We start from the raw sequence: 21770 nt of genomic DNA on the forward strand, positions 1-21770 counted from the left end.
GTTGCTTGCATGGTTGCTGAAGCAGGTGCAGAACCTGCGCTTTCCAAGCGGCCATGGTACTCATAGCCCACCTGACATAGCCTGTTGATGGTATAGCACCCTGCCTTAGCAATGCCTTTTCGGTATGGGCTAGGGTAGGGTTCTGCTTACGGGTGGTCGTAGGCCCCCAGTGCTAGCGCAACACGAAGCACAACTGTAACGTGGCGCGCTCATACGAATCGATGAGACGAAAGCATGCCTTGATTACTTCGATGCCCTAAATCTCCTCTGCCCGTACCACAGAAGAACTAAACGCTTGAAGCTAGCCTACCCCTTATAAGTAGCCGGACCCTCTTGTCGTGCAGTACGAAACGGTTACTATGCTGTCCGCATTTCGCCTGCAATTACTCCTCCGATGGGTCCTTGCGCTGCTGAACATTGAAGTGCTCTTGGAGGATAAGCTGGATTTTCTCGGCTGTAAGGGGCTTGGTAAGGGTAGCGGCTACGGGCAGTTGCTGCACCCGAGCCAGTTCGAGCGGGTTAACGGAGGTAGTCAGGAGCACAATGATAGTAGAGTGGTGCTGAGGGTGAGCCAACTGCTGGTACGCTTCCAAAAACTCAATGCCATTCATCACGGGCATATTAATGTCCAGCAGAATCAGGGTAGGGCAGTCTGGCACCGGTTCCGCGCATAGGTGGTTCAGGGTAGCCAGCGCCTCGCGGCCATTCTCCACCACCAGCAACTGCTCGGCTACGCCCAGGCGGGTCAGCAGCATTTTGTTTAAATAATTGGTCGTTGAATCATCATCGACCAGAAGGATACTTTTAAGCTGAGGCATACTGAATAAGCAAGCCGGGAAGGCTGCCGGAGGTTCTAAAGAAGGCGTTATCGGGGAAAATACACCCGGAAAGAGGAGCCTTGATGCAGCTCACTTTCGACCTCTATACGGCCCCCAGCATTTTCGACTATCTTCTTGACCATGTAGAGGCCTACCCCGGAGCCTTCTATGTGGGGGTGCAGCCGCTGAAACATGCCAAACAGTTTTCCTTGGTCCTGGGCCACATCCAGCCCCAAACCGTTGTCGCGCACTTCCAGCAGGTGCTCCGCTGCCAACAGAGTGTGCGTGATAGTTACCACTGGAGCCCGGTCAGGATGGTGGTACTTAAGTGCATTGCTGAGCAGGTTGTACACCACTGAGCGCAGGTTCTTTTCCGAAAAGCGCAGTGTAACGTCTGCGGGAATATGGATGTCTACCTGGGCCTGGGTTTTCTCCTGCAGGGGGGCCAGGTCCAGCTTTACCTCGTGCACTACCCGGGCCAAGAGCACTAAAGAAGACGGCTGGTTGTGCTCCTGCTGCAAGCGGGAGATGTCGGTGAGGTGAGCAATGGTGCGGCCAAAACGCTCAATAGCTGCCTGCATCAAGTCTAGCATCGTCGGCACCTCGCCTACCCTACCTTCGGGGGGTAGGGCGTACTGAAGGGCGTGTAGCAGGCCTTCGATGTTGGCAATGGGTTGCTTCAAGTCGTGCGAGGCTGTGTAGATAAAGTTGTCCAGGTCTACATTAGTCCGCCGCAGCTGCTCGTTGGCTTGCTTAAGCTCCTGGCGGCTTTCTTCCTCGCGCTGGCCGGCGTGCACCTGCTCGGTTACTTCTACAACAAAGGCCAGCACCCCATTGACGTGGCCGTGCTCGTCGCGCTGGGCCTGATAGACGAGCGTAAAGTAGCGGTCATCCAACTCGGAGCTGCCGTCGGCGCGGGCCACGGGAATAAGCAGGTTTTGCTCCTGTTGGGTTTCGCCCGTTTCGTAAACGTGGCGGAGCAGGGTTTCCACGTTGGTACCGGCCATTTCAGAGAAAACCTCAAAAAACGGCCGGCCTAATAACTGACGGTTGGGGACCAGCCGCTGGTAGGCGGCGTTAGTATACTCATACACTAAGTTGGGCCCGGTCTGGATAGCAATACCGACGGGGGCCTGCTCGAACAGCGCGTGCAGCTTTTGTTGCTGCTCTTGCTGTTGCTGGCGCACCAGCACCTGCGCGGCTACATTATACGCGAAGGTGGAGATGCCCACAATCTGACCATTTTCGCGGTAGGCCTGGTAAGTGAAGGTGAAGTACATCTGCTTCGGCGGCCCGTCGGGCTGGGCAATAAGCAGCGGCAACTCATAGCCGTAATACGTTTCGCCGGTTTGGTAAACGTGGTCCAGCAGGCCCACCACGCCGCTATCCACGGTTTCGGGTAGGACTTCCGCCACTGGGCGGCCAATAAACTCCCGGCCGGGGAAGAAGGCCTGATACGCCGCATTCACATACTCATAGTGGTGCTCTGGCCCACGCTGAATACAGATGGCAGCAGGAGTTTCCTCAAATACCTGGTAGAGCAGTGCCCGTTGGTCGGCCTGCTGCTGCGCCGCCGCCAGTAACTCGGCCTGCAACCCCAGCGCGGTTTGGGTGCGCTCCTGCACGCGGGTTTCAAGCTCCTGGTTGAGCTGCTCGACTTGTTGGCGGGCCAGCACCTGCGCGGTAACTTCCGTGCCGACGGTGAAGATGCCGCTGACGCGGCCGCTGGCATCGCGCTGGGGTTCAAATACAAAGTTCCAGTACACAGTCTCCCGCTGACCATGGCGGTCAATGATGGTAGGCTGCTCGTAAGATGTGTGTGTGATACCCGTGGTAAACACCCGCTCGAACAGGGCCATCACGTCGGGCGTGGCCGCTTCGGGCAGTGCCTCGAACACAGGCCGATGCAGCACAGCCTCTAGCGGGCGGCCCCAGATGGCCAGCGTCGTGGCATTGGCCATTTCGATGCGAAACTCCGGCCCGTGGTATACGGCTACAGCCACCGGTGCCTGCTCGATGAAGTATTGAAAATCGGCGCGCTGCTGCCGGGCGTCGGCGCGGGCAACTTGCTCATCGGCGCGGGCAGCCCGCTCGCTGGCTTGGCTTTCGTGCAGCTGGCGCTGGGCCATGCGGCTAGCTGTGATGTCCTGGACGGATTGGATGATGAACTGCACCTGCCCGGCTGCGTCGAGCACGGGCGTGTGGCGCGGTAGCCAGTGGCGCTCCACGAACCGGCCCGGCTGCGTGCGGTCGGGTACGTCGTAGTGCTGCGGGGGCATCTGGTGGGGCCGGCCGGTGGCCAGTACCTGCTCGAGCGCATCGCGCACGTTGGATACAGCATTGGCTTCCGGTACGTGCGGATTTTCCGGAAAGGCGTCAAAGATAAATTGCCCCACAATAGTAGCCCGCTGCGTGAGGGTAGCGGCTAGGTAGTCGTCGCTGGCCGCCACGATGTACCACTCTGGAGAAAGCAAGAGGTTAGCACCAGGCAGAGCGTTAAAGACGAGCAACAAGTCGGGTGGTGGCAAGCCCAGTGACATGATAAAGGCGTTGGATGCAGTAGTGGGAGATACGTAGGTGCGTCTTACGCAGCTAGGAGCAGTTGTGAGAATAAATGCACGGACCGCTTAGCTTGTACGCATCCTGCATACAGACCATTCCTGTAGTGTTGTCCTGGCTCATTCACTTATACTCTGTGCTTTTCCCTATCTAATTAGTCCTTTCGCTCAATATTAAATTCAATTAAATGCGTTGCCCTGAGAAATTGACCATTTTCAGGTATAAAAGAACTGCGCTATTGGACACGAGAGTGTCCTTACTTGCTTAATTGAGTACCACCACGGCCTTGCCCTTCACCTTGCCCTGGCTGGTTTCCTGGTAGGCCTGCCGAACGTTAGCCAGTTCATATATCTTCTCCACCGGAATTTGCAGTTGCTGCTGGGCCAGGGAGGCCAGAACATTGAGCCCCGCAGCGGTGGGCTTCAGGATGAGAATGCGGTGTTTCTGGCCCGAGAATAGGTTATGGAAAAACGACCTCACCAGCCCCAGCGGTGAAGGCAGCATGCTGACAAAGGTGGCCCGGGGCTTCATCAGCTGTTGGGCCGCGCTGAAATTCAGCTTGTCCGACAGGTCGATGATGGTGTCAAACCGCTGCGTCAGCTGGCTGAGGCGCTGCTTGGTGTAGTCCACCACCGCATCGGCCCCCAGTTGGGTGGCCCGGTGCACACCCGCAGGGCCGGCTACGGCCGTGACGCGGGCGCCATGCTTTTTGGCTAGCTGGATGGCAAACAGGCCCACGCCGCCACTGGCACCGTTGATGAGCACCTCCTGGCCGGGGCCCACGGCTGCCAGTTGGTCGACAATCTGTAGAGCCGCTAAGCCGGTAACCGGCAGGGCGGCGGCCTGGTCAAACGAAATGCTGGCCGGCTTAAGGGCAATGGCTGCCTCAGTGACCACCACGTACTCGGCGAGGGCTCCGCCCTTGAAGACATCCAGGAAACCGAATACCGCGTCGCCAGGCCGGTAACTTGTGATGCTGGTTCCCACCTGCGCCACGATGCCGGCAAAATCAATACCGACGCCTTTCGGAAACTTCGAGCCAGATAGGAGCTTCATCTCGCCACGGTAAATCTTCCAATCCAGAGGGTTGATAGAAGCGGCTTTAACCTGAATTAGCAGCTGATTTGGGTCAATGGTGGGGGTAGGCTGCTCGCGCACCGCCAGGACCTGTTCGTCACCGAAACGGTCATATAATACTTTACGCATGGGGCTATTGGTTTTAGTGAAGGCTGCAATAAGCTAGGCTCGCGCTTTGTCCGTAGTGGCAAGCCAGTAATTGGCTGCCACCGTGTTGCTATTGCCTTGCAAAGGTGGAGTAGGAACCACCGCGGGAGGTAGCGCAAAACGGCGCAAAAACAGTCCGATCAGGCAACCGGGCTCAGCTGCCTGATCGGACTGTTTTTGCGCCGTTCTGGAGTGGCGACGAGGGGAGCAGCATTCCACCTTTGCTACACACTTTCAGACCAACAACATGGACACGCACAAACAAGCTCCTACCATCCTGGGGCCCCAGGATGGGCCAACGCTGGCCGTGATGGGCAGCAATTACCGCATCCTGGCTGCAGGCAAGGATACGGCCGGCGCCTACGCCACCATCGATATGCTGGTGCCGCCCGGCGGTGGCCCCGGCCCCCACGCCCACGCCGATATTGAGGAAACCTTCTTCGTAGTAGAAGGCGAAGTAGAGGTCAAGTCCGAGTTCGGCACCTACGTGGCCACCGCCGGCGCCTTCATCCGCATTCCGAAGGGCGGCGTAGTGCACGGCTTTAAAAACAAGAGCCAACGGCCGGCCCGGCTGCTATGCACGGTGGTGCCGGCGGGACTGGAAGAGTTTTTTCAGCACATTGGCCAGCCGGTAGCCGTGGGCCAGTTTCTGCCGCCGCCCGTGCTGGACCCAGAAGCCATTAAGCGCATCCAGGCCCTGGCTCAGGAGTACGGACAGCAGGTGTTTCCGCCGAACTACCTCGGCTAGCGCACCCTCACGACTGCGCGTAGCGCTTGGGGTTGAGGCCGTAGTGCTTCTCAAACAGCCGGCTAAAGTGGCTCAGGTTGGAGAAGCCCAGCGCGTAGCCCACCTCGGCCACGGAGCGCTGGCCCTGCTTCAGCAGAAAAGCGGCTTCCTTCATGCGGGCCTGCTGGAAGTAGGTGTACACCGAGCTGCCGAAGGTCTGCTTGAAAAGCTGCTTGAGCTTGGTTTCACTCATGGCCGCCTGCTGGGCCAGCTCCCGCAGCACCGGCGGCGTGCTCAGGTCGGTGAGCAACTGCTCGTGCACCTGCAGCAGCCGCTCCGCGTCGGCGCTGTTGATGGGTTGGTGCGGGGCCGATTCGCGCAGCATCAGCTTGCGAAACACCAGATAGAGCAGCTCTTGCACCTTCACCTGGATGTAGAAATGACTCAGCCCGTCGTGCTGGTTAACGTCGGTGATGTTCTTGAGCAGCAGCTTGGCCTCGGCCGACAGGCTTTCAAAGAACAGAAAGGAACCGCCCTCGGCTGTCAGGGCGCTGAGCACCGCGTGGGGCTCGTTGCCGGCCAGCAGGGCCTTCAGCCGCGGCGTTTTGAGGGCCACCACTAGGTAGTGCACAGCGTGCCGGGCCGGAAACCGGATGGTGGAGCTCAGGTCGTTGGATGTGAGCTGCACGGCCGACTCATCGCGCTGGGAAAACCGCACCTGCGGGTGGTTGGCGAAGGCAATGTCCAGCGGCTGCTCGTTGTTGTAGAAGAAAATGGTAATCTGCTCGCTGCTCGCGCCGGCCGCCTGGCGCTGGATGACGAGGTCTTCGTGCAGTTCGTAGCGGTGCGTGGTGAGCTTGAAATCGACGCCAAACTGCAGCTTACGGACGTAGCCCCGGCCCAGGTGCTCGGGCAAGGAAACCAGGCCGTCGTGCACAGGCACTTGCAAGTGCTGCGCAAACTGCGTAACAAAGTCGAAATCGGGCGTCGCAACGAAACGGAAGGTCATGCCGGGGAATAAGCTAAGTAGGTGTCGTCGGATAGAGGGTAGCAAGAAAGCATAGGGGGCCTTTGCTCACCTAAACTTGGCAGGTTTGGTGCTTTGGACGAAGATTAACGGTTGAAACAAGTGCAAGCAGCCTTGGTCTGGCGGCGCGACCTCCGCTGGCACCGTCGACCACCAACACTAATAGAGTCAGGCGCTCGGCAACAAATCAACCTAACTTTTCTGTGCTGGCCAATAACTCCTCTATGGCGCCGTCTGACTACCTATCCGATACTTTCGGAAGCCCGCCGAAGATCAACGTCAAGCGCCGAGGTAGACAACCGCGTGGAATACGGCTATCCTGCAACCAGCGGCTTGACACGGAAGGGTAGGTGGTCCGCTAGGCAAAGCATTTTTGGCCTTCTGAGCAAAGTGGCCCGCTTGGCTGGTCGCTACCTTTGTTGCAGATAAACCGTTACGGGTAAAGCCTTCCGACTGGCGTAACCATCTTTCCAATGAACGACAAACAGCTGAATCCTTTCGTCGACGTGCTGGCCAGCTGCCACGGCGACCGGCGCTACCGAGGTGAGGTAGCGGAGGAAGACTGCCTGCTGATTGGGGTGCTAGCGGGGGAACTGCGCGTAGTGCAAGCCCACCACATCCACACCTGCGAGGCGGGCGACGCCTTGCTGCTACCCCGGCGGCAGCCCGCTACCCTCGTGAAGCTGCCCAAGGCCGGTATGAGTTTTCAGGCCGTGATACTGAAGCTGCCGACGGCCCTGGTGCGCGACTATTACGCTCACCAGCCGCCGCACCCGCTGCTGCCCGCCGCGGCCGAGCCGCTGGTATTTGCTGCCAGCCCGCTGCTGCAGAGCGTGTTTGCGTCCTTGCTCCCGTACCTGGAGCTGCAGCACCCGCTGCCCACGAATTTGCTGACCGGCAAGCTGACCGAAGTGGTGGAAGTGCTGCGCAGCCTCAACCCCCACACCGACGCCGTGCTGGCCGACCACCCGGCGCTGGGCAAGCTGGACCTAGTGGCGTTCATGGAAACCAACTTCCGCTTCAACATGCCCCTGGCCAAGTTCAGCTATCTGACCGGGCGCAGCCTGACCAGCTTCAAGCGCGACTTTCGCCAGGCGTTTCACAGCAGCCCACAGCGTTGGCTCACGCAGAAACGGTTGGAACTAGCGCACTACTTGCTTCAGGAAAAAGGTCGTAAACCCGTGGACCTCTACTTGGAAGTGGGCTTCGAAAACCTGGCCCACTTCTCCACTGCTTTTAAAAAGCAATTCGGTTACCCACCCCGCGCGGCCGCCCTACGTCCGGCCGCCCCGCAGCCGGTGGCCGCCTAACCCAACGCCCGCTCGCATCCAAACCGCCCATCGTGCCCTCGTCCCGGGGCACCTAGGGCCGCTGTGCCCTTACCGGTCCGGCTGGTGTGCAGCTGCGCTGGGCCTTTCACGCTCATTATTTTACCCATTTTATTATGAAAACCGCACTCGTAACGGGCTCCAACAAAGGCATTGGCCTGGAAGTCGCCCGCTTGCTCGCCCAGCAGGGCTTTTTCGTGTACCTCGGCAGCCGCAATCTGGCCGCCGGACAGGCGGCCGCCCAGCAGCTCCACGTCGCGGGCCTCCCCAGCGTCGAAGCCCTCGAGCTAGACGTAACGCGGCCCGAATCCATCCGGGCGGCGCGGGCGGCCATCGGCGCGAAGACAGCCGTGCTCGACGTGCTTATCAACAATGCCGGCATTTCGGGCGGCACGCCGCAGTCCATCCGCGAGGCCACGCCGGAGCAGTTTCAGGAAGTTTTCGCCACCAATGTTTTCGGCGTGGCCAGCGTCACCCAGGCCTTCCTCGACCTGCTAGAGCAGGCCTCGCAGCCGCGCATCGTGAACGTAACCACCGCCATGGCTTCCTTGACCATGTTCGCCGACTTAGCCAACCCCACCCTGACCTACCGCTTGCCAGTGTACCAATCCTCGAAGGCGGCCCTGAACATGTACACCATTCAGCTAGCCCACGAGCTGCGCGACACGGCTTTCAAGGTTAATGCTGTGTGCCCTGGCTACACCCAAACCGATTTCACCGGCCACCAGGGCACTAGCACGGTAGAGCAGGCTGGGCAGCGCATCGTCAAGTACGCGCTTATTGGCCCGGACGGTCCTACGGGTCAGTATTTCAGCGAGGAGTACTTCCCAGCGCCTGCCACCATTCCCTGGTAAGCACGCCCGCTGGTGCGAGTCCCGTAAAAGAGTTCAATAGACCCTGAACAAGCCTGTCATGAGCTTGCGTTTTGCCTTGTACGCTGATAAGTCGGGGCCATGCCAAGACAACATCTTCCATCCATTTATCTCAGGATGCGTCGGGCCCCACTGCCCCATAATAGGCAGCACCATTGCATAAGTGGTGACGGACGTGGGCAGTGAAATGTGGGCCTATTCGCCCACATTTCCTCGTTGAGGACCAGTAGGTGTCCGAACGTCTGCTTGTGTTAGTGCATGTATGCTCCAAAATAGAAGGTACATATATGCCGGAGCTCGACCGTTTCAAGCACTCCGTGCTGGTCAGCTAGAAAGAGTTTGCCAGCAGAAAGCTCAGATATAAGATCCAATGGATAATGGATCGACAAAAAAGCCCTGCGCCGACAAGTTCGGTTTGATACTCAGTACAAAGCCAGTGGCCAGTTCAAGAGATGCCCTATCGCTTAATATATTATCCTATGCGCTGGTAGTGTGTCCATTCATGCCTTTGATGTAGACATTTACGGTGACTACCGCGCTGCCTTATCTCGAGCAAAGCAATTGGTGTCACTTTGAAGAATGTACCGTCAGTCCTAAATGTGCATGTGAATTTAGATAACGCGTCCGTTATACCAGTTTGAAAAGAAACTAGTAAACATCACTTGACCGTTAGCGTCCGTCATTTGTCTGACCTTATAGAAAGGGTGCACTAGTGCTTTCATAATCAAAGTAATTGCTCTCAGTTTCACATCTCCGGATGCCAACCGGCGCACTGGTTAGTGCCGTAACAACCTGCATTCTGTTGTTGAGCGTGACCGTAAGAATATGAATAGCCTTGCCACCGCGGATGTCGCCGAGCATATATAACGCCAATGTCTTGGTGTGAAATGGACCCTCAGTTTCTGAAGTAGAATTCTCTCATTAGTATTAAAATGCATGGTTTTTCCCATGCTAGCGCACGATAACGCATAAAGGAAACCAACTGTGGCGTCAGACGGAATAGATGTTAATTCTTCCGCTTGTAAGCTGTCTTGCGCTGCATACGGACAGTCATACCGGTTCCTATACCAGTTTGTGTGTCGCTATTGCCTGCCATAGCCATTTGAAGCAATATGGCAATCCTACTGAATAGGGCTAAAACAAAAATACCCGCCGGATATCGGCGGGTATTATGATTGAGTGGCGCTCCCTCCTGGGCTCGAACCAGGGACCCTCTGATTAACAGTCAGATGCTCTAACCGGCTGAGCTAAGGAAGCGGTTATGGCGGCGTCTTTTTCGCCGTTGCTGGTGCAATATTAGGGCAAAGTTTTCGAAGCTCCAAACATGGTTTTCGAAAAAATTTAGAAAAAATAATTAGTTCGTGATTGTCAGGGTATTGCCGGAAAGGGCCGCGTTGTACTGGCGGAGCGGACGGGTAGCCGGACCGGCTTGCGGCTGCCCCTGCAAGCTAAACTGCGACTGGCAGCACGGATCATAGAGCCGCAGAAATGGATCAATTTTAAGTCGGGCGCAGGTGTCAAGCGGTTGGTAGGGGCAGTTTCGGTCGAAAGCAAGGTAGCTGCTGGCATTCTGCCGAACGATAATCAGGCCACGAACCCCTCCCTTGTGGTAAACAGCCCCATTATCGAAACGCAGGTTGCTGTTCTGCTGATCGGTGAGGAACAGAATTTCATTAACTGCTGCCAAAGGAATCTGCGGCTGCCCATCATTAGAGGAGGAATTACAGCCTGTAAGCAGGGTAGCAACTACGCCGCAAAGCAACACTAGGCCGAGTACAAAGGAAAAGCGCATAGGATTGAGGCAGAAGCAGGGGGTAGGAAACGTGTAATCTGGGGGTGCTAGTATAGCTTACCAACGTGAGGCAGCTACGAGCAAGAAAATAATTGGTGGCACAGTAGTTTCCTGTGGTTGCTATAAACGTCAACTCCCACCTGCGTGGCTACGCAAATGGGAGTTGGAATGCTATTGTGGGTAGGACAGCTATTGGGCGCTTTCAAACTGACGTAGGAAGCGCGCGTCATTCTCAGTGAACAAACGCAAGTCTTTAATCTGGTATTTGAGCATGGTGATGCGCTCAATGCCCATGCCCCAGGCGTAGCCTGAGTAACGCTCCGGGTCGATGCCCGACTGCTCCAGTACGGCTGGGTCTACCATGCCGCAACCACCGATTTCAACCCAGCCAGTGTGCTTACAAATGTTGCAGCCGGAGCCTTTGCAGATCAGGCAGGTGATATCAATTTCGGCGCTGGGCTCGGTGAAGGGGAAGAACGAAGGCCGGAACCGCACCTGCATATCTTGTCCAAACAGCTCCTGCACGAAGTAGTATACTGTTTGTTTAAGGTCAGCGAAGCTCACATTCTCGTCCACAAACAGCGCCTCTACTTGGTGGAACATCATGTGGGCGCGGGCCGAAATGGCCTCATTGCGGTACACGCGGCCGGGCATGATGCTACGGATGGGCGGCTTCTGCGTTTGCATCACGCGCACTTGCACCGGACTGGTGTGCGTGCGTAGTACCCACTCCTGCTCGCCGGGCGTACGGCGCACGAAGAATGTGTCCTGCATGTCGCGGGCCGGGTGGTTCTCGGGGAAGTTGAGGGCCGTGAAGTTGTGCCAGTCATCCTCAATTTCCGGACCTTCCTCTACATTAAAGCCAATACGGGCCAGAATCCGCACGATTTCCTCGCGCACCAAGCTCAGCGGATGGCGCGTACCCAGTGCGTTCGGGATGGTAGGCAGGGTGTAATCAAAGGTTGGGTCGGCTGGTGCGTTGGCTGCGGCCGCTTCCACCTCCTGCTGGCGCTGCTCGAAGCGGGCCAGCGCCAGTTGTTTCAACTGGTTCAACTCTTGACCAACTGCCCGGCGGTCTTCCTGCGGGACAGTTTTCAGTTGGTCGAACAGGTCGGCCAGTTGGCCTTTGCGGCCAGTATAGGCAATGCGGAACTGGTCGAGTTGTTCCGCGCTGGAAAGGTCGTAGGCTTCAATTTCGGCTCGCAGCCGCGCGATGTTATCCTGCATCATACAGCAAAGGTAACTTGAATGAGGCTAGATGCTGATGGATTACAAAGGTTTGAAATTATGTTTCTGTTTATCAGTTATATATGATTTGTAAAACGCGAAATTTCTCTTCTTGCCTGATTCCATTGAGCGCCAGTATGAAAACTGGTACGGTTGCTGCAAATACCCTAAGCACAAGCGGCAACTGAGGCTGAACGTGGGGCGCCACCCGTTAGCCAGCTGGCTGCAAGCCCGGCCGGAGCCGGGTGTGGTATTCACCTCCTGATCTGCCTTTCCCAATGAAACGTTTTCTGCTCTCCGCTGCCGTAGCAGTGGCCTTCCTCGGTGCGTCCGAAGCACAGGCCCAAACCAAATCCAAATCCGGTAAACTGGCTAATACCAGCGTAGCCCCCGCCGTTGAGCCCGAGTGGCCCGCCCTCGAAACCTGGAGCGAGCCGGCTACCCCCTCTGCTGCCAGCAATGGCTGGGAAACTGCAGCTACTGACGAGGCAGACCCAATGATGCGCTCCTCAGGCGTAATGATAGCACCAGGCATGAGTTCCTCGCCCTACCGGGGAACCAGCACCGACTACAACGGCCGCCCAGTAGCCAAAGCCAAATCAAAGCGGCCCCGCTCCGTGGACGTAACCCAAGATGACCCCATGATGCAGTCTTCCGGGGTGATGCTGGCGCCAGGCATGAATACTGCCCCATATCGTGGTACTAGCACTGACTACAACGGCCGGCCTATCGCACGCAAACAGGTAGCCAGTACTACGGTATCGTCGCAAGCAGATGTGGCCGAAGAGCCCATGGCCGCTGGGTGGTAGTTTACTCGTTTTTGCAGCACGTTAGCGCATACAGCCCGGACGGTTTAGCCGTTGCCGGGCTGTTGCCGTATGTAAGAGAGTTTGTGGTAAATCGTTGAACCTCTTACTGCTTCTTGCTATGAAACTCCGACTGCTACCGCTTGCCTTGCTCGGCCTAGCCTACTTATTGGTGGAGGCGCCTGCCCAGGCCCAGACCAAACCAGCTACCCGTACCAAAGCTGCTTACCACCGGACCTCAAACGCGCGGTCTAAGTCGCGCGCTGGGGCCTATGCCCGCTACGACCGCTCGGGCCGTCGTGATGAGGAAAACTTGAAACTGGCTCCCGGTTTACGGTTGAATATGCCCAGCCCGCCGACTACCGATTACATGGGCCGCCCGCTAAAAAAGAAGCCGGCCAAGCAGCCAACAGGCCCTACTACTATATCAGCCGACGGAAGCCGAAAAGTAGTTAGCAAGCCGTAGTCGTTACCCTAGTTTCGGGTGTTATTACGGTTGAGGTTAGAGAATTACGACTGAAACGAAATCTTTTCAAATCTACTGCTGCCGGGAACTTCCTGAAATACGTCACGTTAGGGCAAAAAATGAGGCGGGGGTTTCGGGCCCGCGCGGGGTGCCGTACCTTTGCGGTAAGAATCTGCTTTTACTTTTTTTATGACTCGTCAATTCTTCCCACTGTTGCTGATTGGTGGTGTATTGCTGGCCGCGCCGGCAGTTGCCCAAAAGAAGTCGTCGGACGGCTGGGATACCTCTTCTGATGGCTGGGGAGCTCCGGCTAAAAAATCAGTAGCTCCAGCTGCCAAGAAGACGGCTGCTCCTAAGGCAGCTGCCACTGCTCCGGCTGCTGAACCTGCCGCCGCTCCGGCTCCAACGGCTACCGCTGCACCCGCTTCGGGTAGCGGCGACTGGGGCGGCGCTGCTGGCGGTGCCTCCGCTTCGTCGGCGCCCGCTGCCGAAATGCAGCCTATTGGTGCCAGCTTGGCACCAGGCTTTTCGGCTGCTCCTTCCCGCCGGGTAACCACCGACTACCGTGGCCGTCCCCTGAAACCTTATGTGCGCCGTACTGTGCGTGCTAACGACCCGGTACCTACGGCGCCGGCACCGGCTCCTATCATTCCGGTTGTTGAGCCAGAGCCCGCCCCCGTAGCTGCTACCCCTGCCCCGGCTGCGGCTCCTAAGTCCAGCGCCGCTGGTGCTTCCTCTGCTACAAAAAGTGGTGGAGCTACCTCTACTACCAAGAAAACGGTTGCCCCAGTAAAGAAAGCTGCTCCTAAGAAGAAAGCAGACGATGGCTGGGGCAGTGGCGGCAGTGGTTGGTAAGCCAACTTCGCGCGCTTTACGTTCTATCAATTAAAAAGCCCACCCGGAATATCGGGTGGGCTTTTCTGTTTGGGTTGATTTTCGAGGGGCTGCTTATTCTTCCATCTGGGCCAGTGTCGCCTCGGTTGGGGCTTGGGCAGAGGGTAGGGCCCGGTAGTAAAGCGTGCTGCAATTCTCGGGGCGCAGCACCTCGCGCGCGGCGGCCAGCACGCTGGCGGGCGTTACGGCCTGCACCTTGGCGCTTTCCTGATTTACCAGGTCGGCGCTGCCTAGCAGTTTGCTGAAGGCAAGGTTCATAGCGCGGTGCAGAAGCTCAATCTCACTGAATACAATGCTGGCTTCTGCCTGATTCTTTACCTTTTCGAGTTCCTCGGCCGGTACTTCGGCTGCACGGAACTCGGCTATTACAGCCTCTACTGCAGCATCAGCCTCTTCCAGCGTTACGCCCGCGTTCAGCTTTCCGCTCACTACTAGCAAGCCCGGCTCAAAGGAACCCGTTGCGGAGGCTGAAATAGAGTTGAACAGCGGCGTCTCCTTCACCAGCCGCTGATACAGGCGCGACGATTTGCCCCGGCCGAGTACATCACCTAGCAGATCGGTGTCATAATAGCCATCGGCGGAGCGGCCGGGCATGTGGTACACTTTATAGAGAGCCGACAGTGGTACATCGGCCTGTACTTCCAGGAAGCGGGCTTCGGTTTGGCGCGGCTCCTGGGGTAGGCGCCGCTCGTAGCGCGTACCGCTAGGAATGGGGCCGAACCACTTTTCGGCGAGTCGTTGGGCTTCGGCCACGGTCACGTCGCCGGCTACTACCAGAATGGCGTTGGCGGGCGAGTAGTGCTTGGCAAAGAAGTCGCGCACCTGCTGCATGGTCGCGTCTTCAATGTGGCTAACTTCTTTCCCAATGGTAGCCCACTGGTAAGGGTGATTTTGGTAGGCTAGGGGACGCAGTTTCAGCCATACGTCGCCGTAGGGCTGGTTTAGGTAGTTCTGCTTAAACTCTTCCACCACCACTTTGCGCTGCACCTCCAAGCCATTTTCCGAGAAAGCCAAGCTCAGCATCCGGTCCGACTCCAGCCAAAAGCCGGTTTCGAGGTTGGCGGCGGGTAGGGTGAGGTAATAGTTAGTAATGTCGGGGGAGGTGAAGGCGTTGTTTTCGCCGCCTACCAACTGCAGAGGCTCGTCGTAGCTAGGGATGTTCACGGAGCCCGAAAACATCAGGTGTTCAAACAGGTGAGCAAAGCCGGTATGTGCCGGATCCTCGTCGCGGGAGCCTACGTTGTAGAGCACGTTGAGCACGGCCATAGGGGTAGTATGGTCTTCGTGCACGATGCAGCGCAGGCCGTTGGCGAGGGTAAATTCTTCGAAATGAATCATAGAAAGTCAGCAGGGGAGTAGGCCCCAACGGGGCAGTAAGATAAACAACCAGCCGCCCAAAACAGAAGTTTCAGGCGGCTGAGGGGGTAAGAGGAAAATATGTGCGGCAATGGAAAGTGGAAGTAGTTGACCAAGGGATAATGGTTAGGACACAAAAGATAGGTAGGAGGGAAAGCAGCCCCGAAGTGTAGATGCTCAACAGCAACCGATTCTATAAAGCCCAGCTAATAATTCCGCTTCCCCGCCAAACCCGTACTTTTGGCCCTACCCATCACTTCCTGCTGACTCCTGATGAACTTCGACCGGAAAGATTACTCTAACGATACGCTGCTGCACCTCTACCACGGCTTGCTGAAACCCCGCATGATTGAGGAAAAAATGCTCATTCTGCTGCGCCAGGGCAAAGTCAGCAAGTGGTTTTCGGGCATTGGGCAGGAAGCAATTTCGGTGGGTAGCACCCTGGCTCTGGAGTCCGACGAGTATATCCTGCCTCTGCACCGTAACCTGGGGGTGTTCACGGGCCGCAACGTGCCCCTCGACCGGCTGTTTGCGCAGTGGCAGGGCAAAACCACCGGCTTTACCAAGGGGCGCGACCGGTCGTTTCACTTCGGCACCAACGAGCACCACATTGTGGGCATGATTTCGCACCTGGGTCCACAGCTGGCTGTGGCGGGCGGCATTGCTTTGGCCGATAAGCTGGATGACAAGCCTAAGGTAACGGTGACTTATAGCGGCGACGGTGGCGCTTCAGAGGGCGACTTCCACGAAGCCCTGAACGTGGCGGCTGTGTGGCAGCTGCCGGTCATTTTCATTATCGAAAACAACGGCTATGGCCTCAGCACGCCTTCCAACGAGCAGTTTCGCTTTAAGCAGTTTATTGATAAAGGTCCTGCCTATGGCATGGAAGCTGTGCAGGTAGATGGCAACAACGTACTGGAAGTATACGACACTGTGCACCGCCTAGCCCAGGACCTGCGCCAGAATCCCCGGCCGGTGCTGTTGGAGGCTCTCACATTCCGCATGCGTGGCCACGAGGAAGCCAGCGGAACCAAGTATGTGCCTCAAGAGCTGTTTGAGCAGTGGGCCCAAAAAGACCCGGTAGAAAACTACGAAAAGTGGCTGTTGCAGGAAGGCATTCTGGACGAAGAAGCTCGCATGCGCTACCGTGAAACCATTAAGCGCGAAATTGAGGAAGGCCTGCGCGTTGCCGATGCTACCCCCATGCCCACCGCCAACCCCCAGCAGGAGCTAGCCGATATGTACCAGCCCTTTGAGCCTGATGCTTCCCTCAATCTGGCAACTGGCAACTCACAACCGGCCACCGAAAAGCGCTACGTCGATGCCATATCTGACGGGCTGCGCCAGAGCATGGAGCGCTACCCCGAGTTAGTGCTGATGGGTCAGGATATTGCCGATTACGGTGGCGTTTTCAAGATTACCGAAGGCTTTGTGCAGCAATTTGGCAAGGGCCGGGTGCGCAACACGCCTCTCTGCGAGTCGGCTATTGTGGGCGCGGGGCTGGGCCTAAGCATCAAGGGCAAAAAGTCCATGGTAGAAATGCAGTTCGCTGACTTCGTGACCTGCGGGTTCAACCAGATTGTAAACAACCTCGCCAAAAGCCACTACCGCTGGGGCCAGAATGCCGATGTAGTAGTGCGCATGCCCACTGGCGCGGGTACGGCCGCCGGGCCCTTTCATAGCCAAAGCAACGAGGCCTGGTTCACGCATACACCCGGCCTGAAAGTGGTGTTTCCAAGCAACCCTGTGGATGCCAAGGGCCTCCTCTGCGCTGCCTTCGAGGACCCAAACCCGGTTATGTTCTTCGAGCACAAGCTGCTTTACCGCAGCATTACGGCGCCGGTCCCCGATGCCTACTACACCACGCCTATCGGAAAGGCCGCGTTGGTGCGCGAGGGCGACGAAATGAGCATTATCACCTACGGAGCCGGCGTGCACTGGGCGTTGGCGCTAGCAGATGAGGTAGGGCTTTCGGCCGACATTCTGGACCTGCGTACCCTACTGCCCTGGGACACCGAGGCCGTGCGCCAGACCGTGGAGAAAACCGGCCGTGTGATTATTCTGCACGAAGACACCCTGATAGGCGGCCTAGGTGGTGAAATTGCGGCCTGGATTGCTGAGCACTGCTTCCGCCACCTCGATGCGCCCGTGCACCGCGTAGCTTCCCTGGATACAGCCGTGCCCTTCGCGCCGCCGCTAGAGAAAGTGTTTCTGCCCCAGCAGCGCCTGCGCGAAACGGTAGCGAAACTGCGGAGCTACTAGGCCTGAAATCCGTAATTTGTGTCTTCTTTCTCCTTGGCAAGAAGCTGACTAGCCCGCTGATGAAACGATTTACCGCTCCCGGGCCGCGCCGCCTACCCCTGCTGCTGCTAGTAGGGGCGCTGGCAGTGGCTTCGGCCTGCCGTCCGTACCGCATCCCTAGCCCTACTGGACCACCCCAGCCCAAGGTCAAGAAGGGCAAGAACGTCGATAACCAATCGGCCGACGGGCGGGCGCTGGACGTGGAAAAGGAAGCCGTAAAAACCCAGAAGAACAGCTACGATAAAAACGGCCTTCTGAAAAAGCCGAAATACGAGCGTCGTAAGGTTAAGCGCAAAGTGGGACAGCGCAAGATTCTGGGTATCATGCTGCCTGAGTTTCTACAGTAAATTCGGCTGGCGAACAGGCCGCTGACAAACTAATTGGCTTTGAGTTGACCGGGGTTTACGGCCTTGCGTAGGGGTAGGGGCCTGTGACCTTCCGTGCTCTTTCTTTGTTTCTTCACTAGGTATCATCACTTTCTATTTCTACCACTATGCGGCGCTACCTCTTTATTGGAGCTTTGGTATCGGCGGGCCTGATGACTGCCACCGAGGCCCGGGCCCAGCTGGAATCAACGAGCCCAGCCCAGCAGCGGGCGGCCAACCGCCGGGCGCTGCGGGAGGCGGAGCGGTTCAAAGCAGAATACAAAGAGTCGCACCTGACCGTGACCAAGGCCGAGCTGAAGCACGGTGGGGCTGGCAAGCAGGCTACCATTAAACCCACAGGCACCCAGGCTGCGTATCAGTTTGACCGCACGGGTACGCCCCGCGTAAGCGAACCAACGCGCGTTAGTTTGCGTCTGCGGAAAAAGAAAGATTCCAGTTCTCAGTAATTCCTACCCCCATGACCTCCTGGCAACCCCTGACCGAAGCCGAGCAGCTCACCGATATCGTTCGTGAATCGTTCGAGCACCCGGTTATCATCTTTAAGCACAGCACCTCCTGCTCCATCAGCGCTGCCGCCAAAGGCAAAGTAGAGCGCCAGTGGGATGACGCGGGCCTGACCAACGCCAAACTCTACTACCTGGATTTGCTGCGCTACCGCCCCATTTCCAACGAAATTGCCGAGAAGTTCGGCGTCCGCCACGAGTCGCCCCAACTGCTGCTAATCCAGAACGGCGAGTGCAGCTACGATGCCTCCCACATGGGCATCCGCCTCAGCGAAGTAGCCCAAATGGTAAAATAGTGGTGAGGTGACAGGTAAAGAGTGGCTGGGTATGAATTCTGTTCATCCGTCACCTATTGCCTGTCACCTCCTCACCTTGTTACTCATACACGAACTGTACTTCCTGGCGGATGTCGGGATGCAGACTGAGGGCTACTGGGCAGGTGCGGGCTGCGTTTTCCAAAATGGCTTGCTCCTTTTCTGAGAGGGTAGCCGGCAGGTGAAACGTAAGGTCAATCTGGCCAATGCGACGGGGCTCGGCTGCCATGTGTTTGGTCACCTCCCAGCGTACACCGGTCAAATCCAGTTGGTGCCGCTCAGCTACAATGCCCATGATCGTCATCATGCACGAGCCTAGGGCGGCACTAACTAAGTCGGTAGGAGAAAAGGCTTCGCCCCGGCCATGGTTGTCCACGGGAGCGTCGGTGAGGATGGTATTGCCGGAAGCTACGTGGGTAGCTTCGGTGCGTAAGTTGCCGGCGTAACGGGCAGTGGCAGTGCTCATAGGAAATTGAAATGTAGGCAAGTGTATGCGGGTAAATTTACGTACTTTCGGTAGGCTTGACGGTCAGGTGCCGGCTGGCCTGTCATTCTTTCATCGCCCCTCTCTGTTCCTTCCCGTGCGTACATCATTTGTCCTAGGCTGCGGTTTGCTACTGGCGGCATTGGCTGCCGCTCCGGCCGCGCAGGCCCAGCAAGGTCTGGCTGTTTCCTCCCGTAACGACGAGCCCTCCTACCAGAAAGAGTTTACGTACGGCGTCAACTTCAACACCCGAGGCGGCCTGATTGGGGGCGTAAGCGTGCGTTCTACCCGCGTGCTTAACCAAGACTGGTCGCGCTTCTGGAGCATAGAGGGCGTTGAAATCAAGCACCCTAAGGAGCAGAAGGAACTAACTCGTCGTTATGGCGGCACAACAGTAGTTGGCAAAAGCAACTATTTTTTTGCCCTTAGGCCCTCGGTAGGTCTGCAACGCGTAGTATTCCGTAAAGCACCCGAATCGGGGGTACAGGTGAATGTGCTAGCATCAGCTGGACCTTCCATCGGATTGCTCATGCCATATTATATAAGTTACGACTACGGTATTACCCCTGGCCAGTCAATTGCGGCATCTGATATTCGAAATGAGCAGTATGACCCTAACATTCATAACGTGCCCGACCGGATCGTGGACCGTGCGCCGCTGTTTTCAGGGGCTGGCGAAACAAAACCGCTTATTGGGGCACACCTGCGGGGCGCACTAAGCTTCGAGTACGGCCGGTATCGGGATGCCGTGGCAGGCGTAGAGGTAGGCTTTTTGCTTGAAGCCTACACCAAAGACCCCGTTATCATTCGTGTAGCTGACACCCCCGATAAAGACCTGAACGACCAATTTCTGCCCTCTGTTTATCTGACGCTTTACTTAGGCAGCCGAAATTAACAAAGTGAAAAACGGCCCCCGTAGCACTGCTGCGGGGGCCGTTGGCTTTTCCAGGAAACTCACGAAACCACAAGGCAGGCGGAATTGTCTTAGAGGCTGAGTACCCGCAACCTATTCCCCCTTACCTTTGCAGCATGGATGAACTGTTGCTGACCCTGCCCATCATTCAGCCCGAGGCGGCTGCGCCCGTAGCGCCCGCCAAGCCACGCAAGCCCGATTGGCTGCGCGTGAAGCTGCCGGTGGGTCCTGCCTACGCTAATGTCCGCCGTTTGGTGGATGAACATAAACTGCATACCATCTGCGAAAGCGGCAATTGCCCCAATATGGGCGAGTGCTGGGGCGCGGGTACGGCTACCTTCATGATTCTGGGCAACGTGTGCACGCGCTCCTGCTCGTTTTGTGCCGTAGCCACCGGCCGCCCCACCGAGTATGACCTCGACGAGCCCCGCCGGGTAGCCGAGGCTATTCAGCTCATGGGTGTGAAGCACGCGGTAATTACCTCTGTGAACCGCGATGAGCTGAAGGATCGTGGTGCCAGCGTGTGGTACGAAACTGTAGTGCAAACTAAGCTGCTCAGCCCCACTACTACCATCGAGACCCTGATTCCGGACGTGAAGGCCAATTGGGATGCCTTAGCTACTATGATTGCCGGCGGCCAGGAGGTAGTGTCGCACAATATGGAAACGGTAGGCAGCCTCTACCGCCTCGTGCGGCCCCAAGCCAAGTACAACCGTAGCCTGGAGCAAATTCGGCGTACGAAGGAGGCTGGCAAGCGTACTAAGTCGGGTATTATGCTGGGCCTGGGCGAAACCAAGGACGAGATGTACCAGGCCATGGACGACTTGGCTGCTAATGGCTTGGACATCCTGACTCTGGGCCAATACCTGCAGCCTACCAAGCGCCACATTGAGGTAGCCGAGTTTATCCACCCCGACCTCTTTGCCCATTACCGGGAAGAAGGACTGAAGCGCGGCCTCAAATACGTAGAAAGCGGCCCGCTGGTACGCTCTAGCTACCACGCCGAGCGCCACGTAAACGTGCCCATCTAAGCTCTGTCATAGTTACAAACTACAAGGCCTACCTCCTCTTCAGGGGGTAGGCCTTGTAGTTTAGTGAGGGCATAAAAAAACCTGTCTCGCGCCACGCGAAACAGGTTTCCGAGAGCTTACCGACAGATTAGCGGCGGGCTTGCTCAGCTCCGGGAGGGTAGTTGCCCAGAATGCTGGTTACAATACGCTGTACTTCCGGCTCAGAGATGGTCTGATTATCTACTTGGGCTTGGCCCTGGCCGCGCCAGGCTAGCTCCTTGCGGCGAGCATCCACAAAATCGAGGATAACCGTGCCTGCTTTGTAATCAATAACGCCCTGGTTAAAGCCACGGTTATAGAAGCCATAGCCGTACCAATAGGGGTAGCCGTAGGGGCCGTAGCCACCGGTGCTGCGCTGCTTGTCTTCCACGCGGGCACTGTAAGCCACATATACGTCAGGGTTTTTGTCAACCTGCGACAGACCTTTAGCGTTGAGCTGCTGCTCTACAGCCGTACGGATGCGTTTGTCGAGGAACGACTCGTAGCCTTTGGCTGGGCCGCCTTCCGTATCGGTGGGCTGCTGCGGATACCAAGCCCAGGTTTTGTAAGCGCGGAAGTTCACTGAATGGTCGAAGTCAGAGGTCACGCCCACGCGCGCGGTAGTAGCGCAGCCGCTGGCGCCCAGCAGCAGGGTTAAACCCAGCACCGACAGCGCCAGTGGACGGGTCAAGAATTTGGGAATGCGGTTCATAGGAAGAAATCA

Annotated in this window: 21 protein-coding genes and 1 tRNA gene; 12 read left to right on the plus strand and 10 right to left on the minus strand. The window is 57.2% G+C overall.

Annotation, left to right across the window (positions count from 1 at the left end; all coding sequences use genetic code 11):
- Positions 1-383: 383 nt before the first annotated feature.
- The 3 genes from DNI29_RS01965 to DNI29_RS01975 form a co-directional block, all read right to left on the minus strand.
- Positions 384-818 carry a response regulator gene (locus DNI29_RS01965; RefSeq protein WP_110976387.1) on the minus strand — a complete coding sequence of 145 codons (435 nt, stop codon included), beginning with the start codon at positions 816-818 and terminating at the stop codon, positions 384-386.
- Positions 819-865: 47 nt separating this feature from the next.
- Entirely contained in the window at positions 866-3358 is a 2493-nt protein-coding gene (locus DNI29_RS01970; protein WP_110976388.1) for a PAS domain-containing sensor histidine kinase, read from the minus strand.
- Between the two features lie 283 nt (positions 3359-3641).
- Positions 3642-4583, minus strand: coding sequence for an NAD(P)-dependent alcohol dehydrogenase (locus tag DNI29_RS01975; protein WP_110976389.1), 942 nt, complete (start codon positions 4581-4583; stop codon positions 3642-3644).
- Between the two features lie 265 nt (positions 4584-4848).
- Between DNI29_RS01975 and DNI29_RS01980 the strand changes: the two genes are divergently transcribed.
- Entirely contained in the window at positions 4849-5349 is a 501-nt protein-coding gene (locus DNI29_RS01980; RefSeq protein ID WP_110976390.1) for a cupin domain-containing protein, read from the plus strand.
- Between the two features lie 7 nt (positions 5350-5356).
- Here DNI29_RS01980 and DNI29_RS01985 read toward each other — a convergent pair whose 3' ends face one another.
- Positions 5357-6337 carry a helix-turn-helix transcriptional regulator gene (locus DNI29_RS01985; protein ID WP_110976391.1) on the minus strand — a complete coding sequence of 327 codons (981 nt, stop codon included), beginning with the start codon at positions 6335-6337 and terminating at the stop codon, positions 5357-5359.
- Positions 6338-6828: 491 nt separating this feature from the next.
- On the opposite strand from DNI29_RS01985, the gene DNI29_RS01990 reads away from it, so the two are divergent.
- On the plus strand, positions 6829-7665 hold the full coding sequence (locus DNI29_RS01990; RefSeq protein ID WP_110976392.1) for a helix-turn-helix domain-containing protein: 837 nt from the start codon (positions 6829-6831) through the stop codon (positions 7663-7665).
- A 134-nt stretch (positions 7666-7799) separates the two neighbouring features.
- A complete protein-coding gene (locus DNI29_RS01995; protein WP_110977262.1) occupies positions 7800-8537 on the plus strand; it encodes an SDR family NAD(P)-dependent oxidoreductase in 738 nt (245 codons plus the stop codon).
- Between the two features lie 1198 nt (positions 8538-9735).
- Here the strand turns inward: DNI29_RS01995 and DNI29_RS02000 are convergent.
- The 3 genes from DNI29_RS02000 to pheS all read right to left on the minus strand — a co-directional run bounded on the left by DNI29_RS02000 (position 9736) and on the right by pheS (position 11574).
- Positions 9736-9812: transfer RNA gene (locus tag DNI29_RS02000), tRNA-Asn, on the minus strand.
- Between the two features lie 97 nt (positions 9813-9909).
- Positions 9910-10347, minus strand: a complete 438-nt coding sequence (locus tag DNI29_RS02005; RefSeq protein ID WP_110976393.1) for a hypothetical protein — start codon at positions 10345-10347, stop codon at positions 9910-9912.
- Between the two features lie 189 nt (positions 10348-10536).
- Positions 10537-11574: a phenylalanine--tRNA ligase subunit alpha gene (pheS, locus tag DNI29_RS02010; protein ID WP_110977263.1), complete on the minus strand. Its 1038-nt coding sequence runs from the start codon at positions 11572-11574 to the stop codon at positions 10537-10539.
- A 278-nt stretch (positions 11575-11852) separates the two neighbouring features.
- On the opposite strand from pheS, the gene DNI29_RS02015 reads away from it, so the two are divergent.
- The 3 genes from DNI29_RS02015 to DNI29_RS02025 all read left to right on the plus strand — a co-directional run bounded on the left by DNI29_RS02015 (position 11853) and on the right by DNI29_RS02025 (position 13701).
- Positions 11853-12383 (plus strand): hypothetical protein, encoded by a 531-nt coding sequence (locus tag DNI29_RS02015; RefSeq protein ID WP_110976394.1) that lies wholly within the window; start codon positions 11853-11855, stop codon positions 12381-12383.
- Positions 12384-12501: 118 nt separating this feature from the next.
- Complete coding sequence (locus tag DNI29_RS02020; protein ID WP_110976395.1) at positions 12502-12846, plus strand: hypothetical protein; 345 nt, start codon at positions 12502-12504, stop codon at positions 12844-12846.
- A gap of 189 nt (positions 12847-13035) precedes the next feature.
- Complete coding sequence (locus DNI29_RS02025) at positions 13036-13701, plus strand: hypothetical protein (RefSeq protein WP_110976396.1); 666 nt, start codon at positions 13036-13038, stop codon at positions 13699-13701.
- Positions 13702-13794: 93 nt separating this feature from the next.
- Here DNI29_RS02025 and DNI29_RS02030 read toward each other — a convergent pair whose 3' ends face one another.
- Positions 13795-15078 (minus strand): M16 family metallopeptidase, encoded by a 1284-nt coding sequence (locus DNI29_RS02030; protein WP_110976397.1) that lies wholly within the window; start codon positions 15076-15078, stop codon positions 13795-13797.
- A 291-nt stretch (positions 15079-15369) separates the two neighbouring features.
- Here DNI29_RS02030 and DNI29_RS02035 point away from each other — a divergent pair, with 291 nt between their 5' ends.
- The 4 genes from DNI29_RS02035 to ytxJ all read left to right on the plus strand — a co-directional run bounded on the left by DNI29_RS02035 (position 15370) and on the right by ytxJ (position 18582).
- Positions 15370-17358: an alpha-ketoacid dehydrogenase subunit alpha/beta gene (locus DNI29_RS02035; protein ID WP_110976398.1), complete on the plus strand. Its 1989-nt coding sequence runs from the start codon at positions 15370-15372 to the stop codon at positions 17356-17358.
- Positions 17359-17417: 59 nt separating this feature from the next.
- Positions 17418-17744 (plus strand): hypothetical protein, encoded by a 327-nt coding sequence (locus DNI29_RS02040; RefSeq protein WP_110976399.1) that lies wholly within the window; start codon positions 17418-17420, stop codon positions 17742-17744.
- 146 nt (positions 17745-17890) lie between these two features.
- A complete protein-coding gene (locus tag DNI29_RS02045) occupies positions 17891-18229 on the plus strand; it encodes a hypothetical protein (RefSeq protein WP_110976400.1) in 339 nt (112 codons plus the stop codon).
- 11 nt (positions 18230-18240) lie between these two features.
- A complete protein-coding gene (gene ytxJ / locus DNI29_RS02050) occupies positions 18241-18582 on the plus strand; it encodes a bacillithiol system redox-active protein YtxJ (protein ID WP_110976401.1) in 342 nt (113 codons plus the stop codon).
- 79 nt (positions 18583-18661) lie between these two features.
- Here ytxJ and DNI29_RS02055 read toward each other — a convergent pair whose 3' ends face one another.
- Entirely contained in the window at positions 18662-19066 is a 405-nt protein-coding gene (locus tag DNI29_RS02055; RefSeq protein ID WP_110976402.1) for an OsmC family protein, read from the minus strand.
- Positions 19067-19181: 115 nt separating this feature from the next.
- Between DNI29_RS02055 and DNI29_RS02060 the strand changes: the two genes are divergently transcribed.
- Together DNI29_RS02060 and lipA are read left to right on the plus strand one after the other, a co-directional pair.
- Positions 19182-19979 carry a hypothetical protein gene (locus DNI29_RS02060; protein ID WP_123823033.1) on the plus strand — a complete coding sequence of 266 codons (798 nt, stop codon included), beginning with the start codon at positions 19182-19184 and terminating at the stop codon, positions 19977-19979.
- Between the two features lie 146 nt (positions 19980-20125).
- Entirely contained in the window at positions 20126-21028 is a 903-nt protein-coding gene (lipA, locus tag DNI29_RS02065; RefSeq protein WP_202910377.1) for a lipoyl synthase, read from the plus strand.
- Between the two features lie 127 nt (positions 21029-21155).
- On the opposite strand, the gene DNI29_RS02070 is transcribed toward lipA, so the two are convergent.
- Complete coding sequence (locus DNI29_RS02070) at positions 21156-21758, minus strand: DUF4136 domain-containing protein (protein WP_110976404.1); 603 nt, start codon at positions 21756-21758, stop codon at positions 21156-21158.
- Positions 21759-21770 lie beyond the last annotated feature (12 nt).

This window comes from Hymenobacter sediminis, assembly GCF_003231285.1.
Taxonomy (GTDB): Bacteria; Bacteroidota; Bacteroidia; order Cytophagales; family Hymenobacteraceae; genus Hymenobacter; species Hymenobacter sediminis.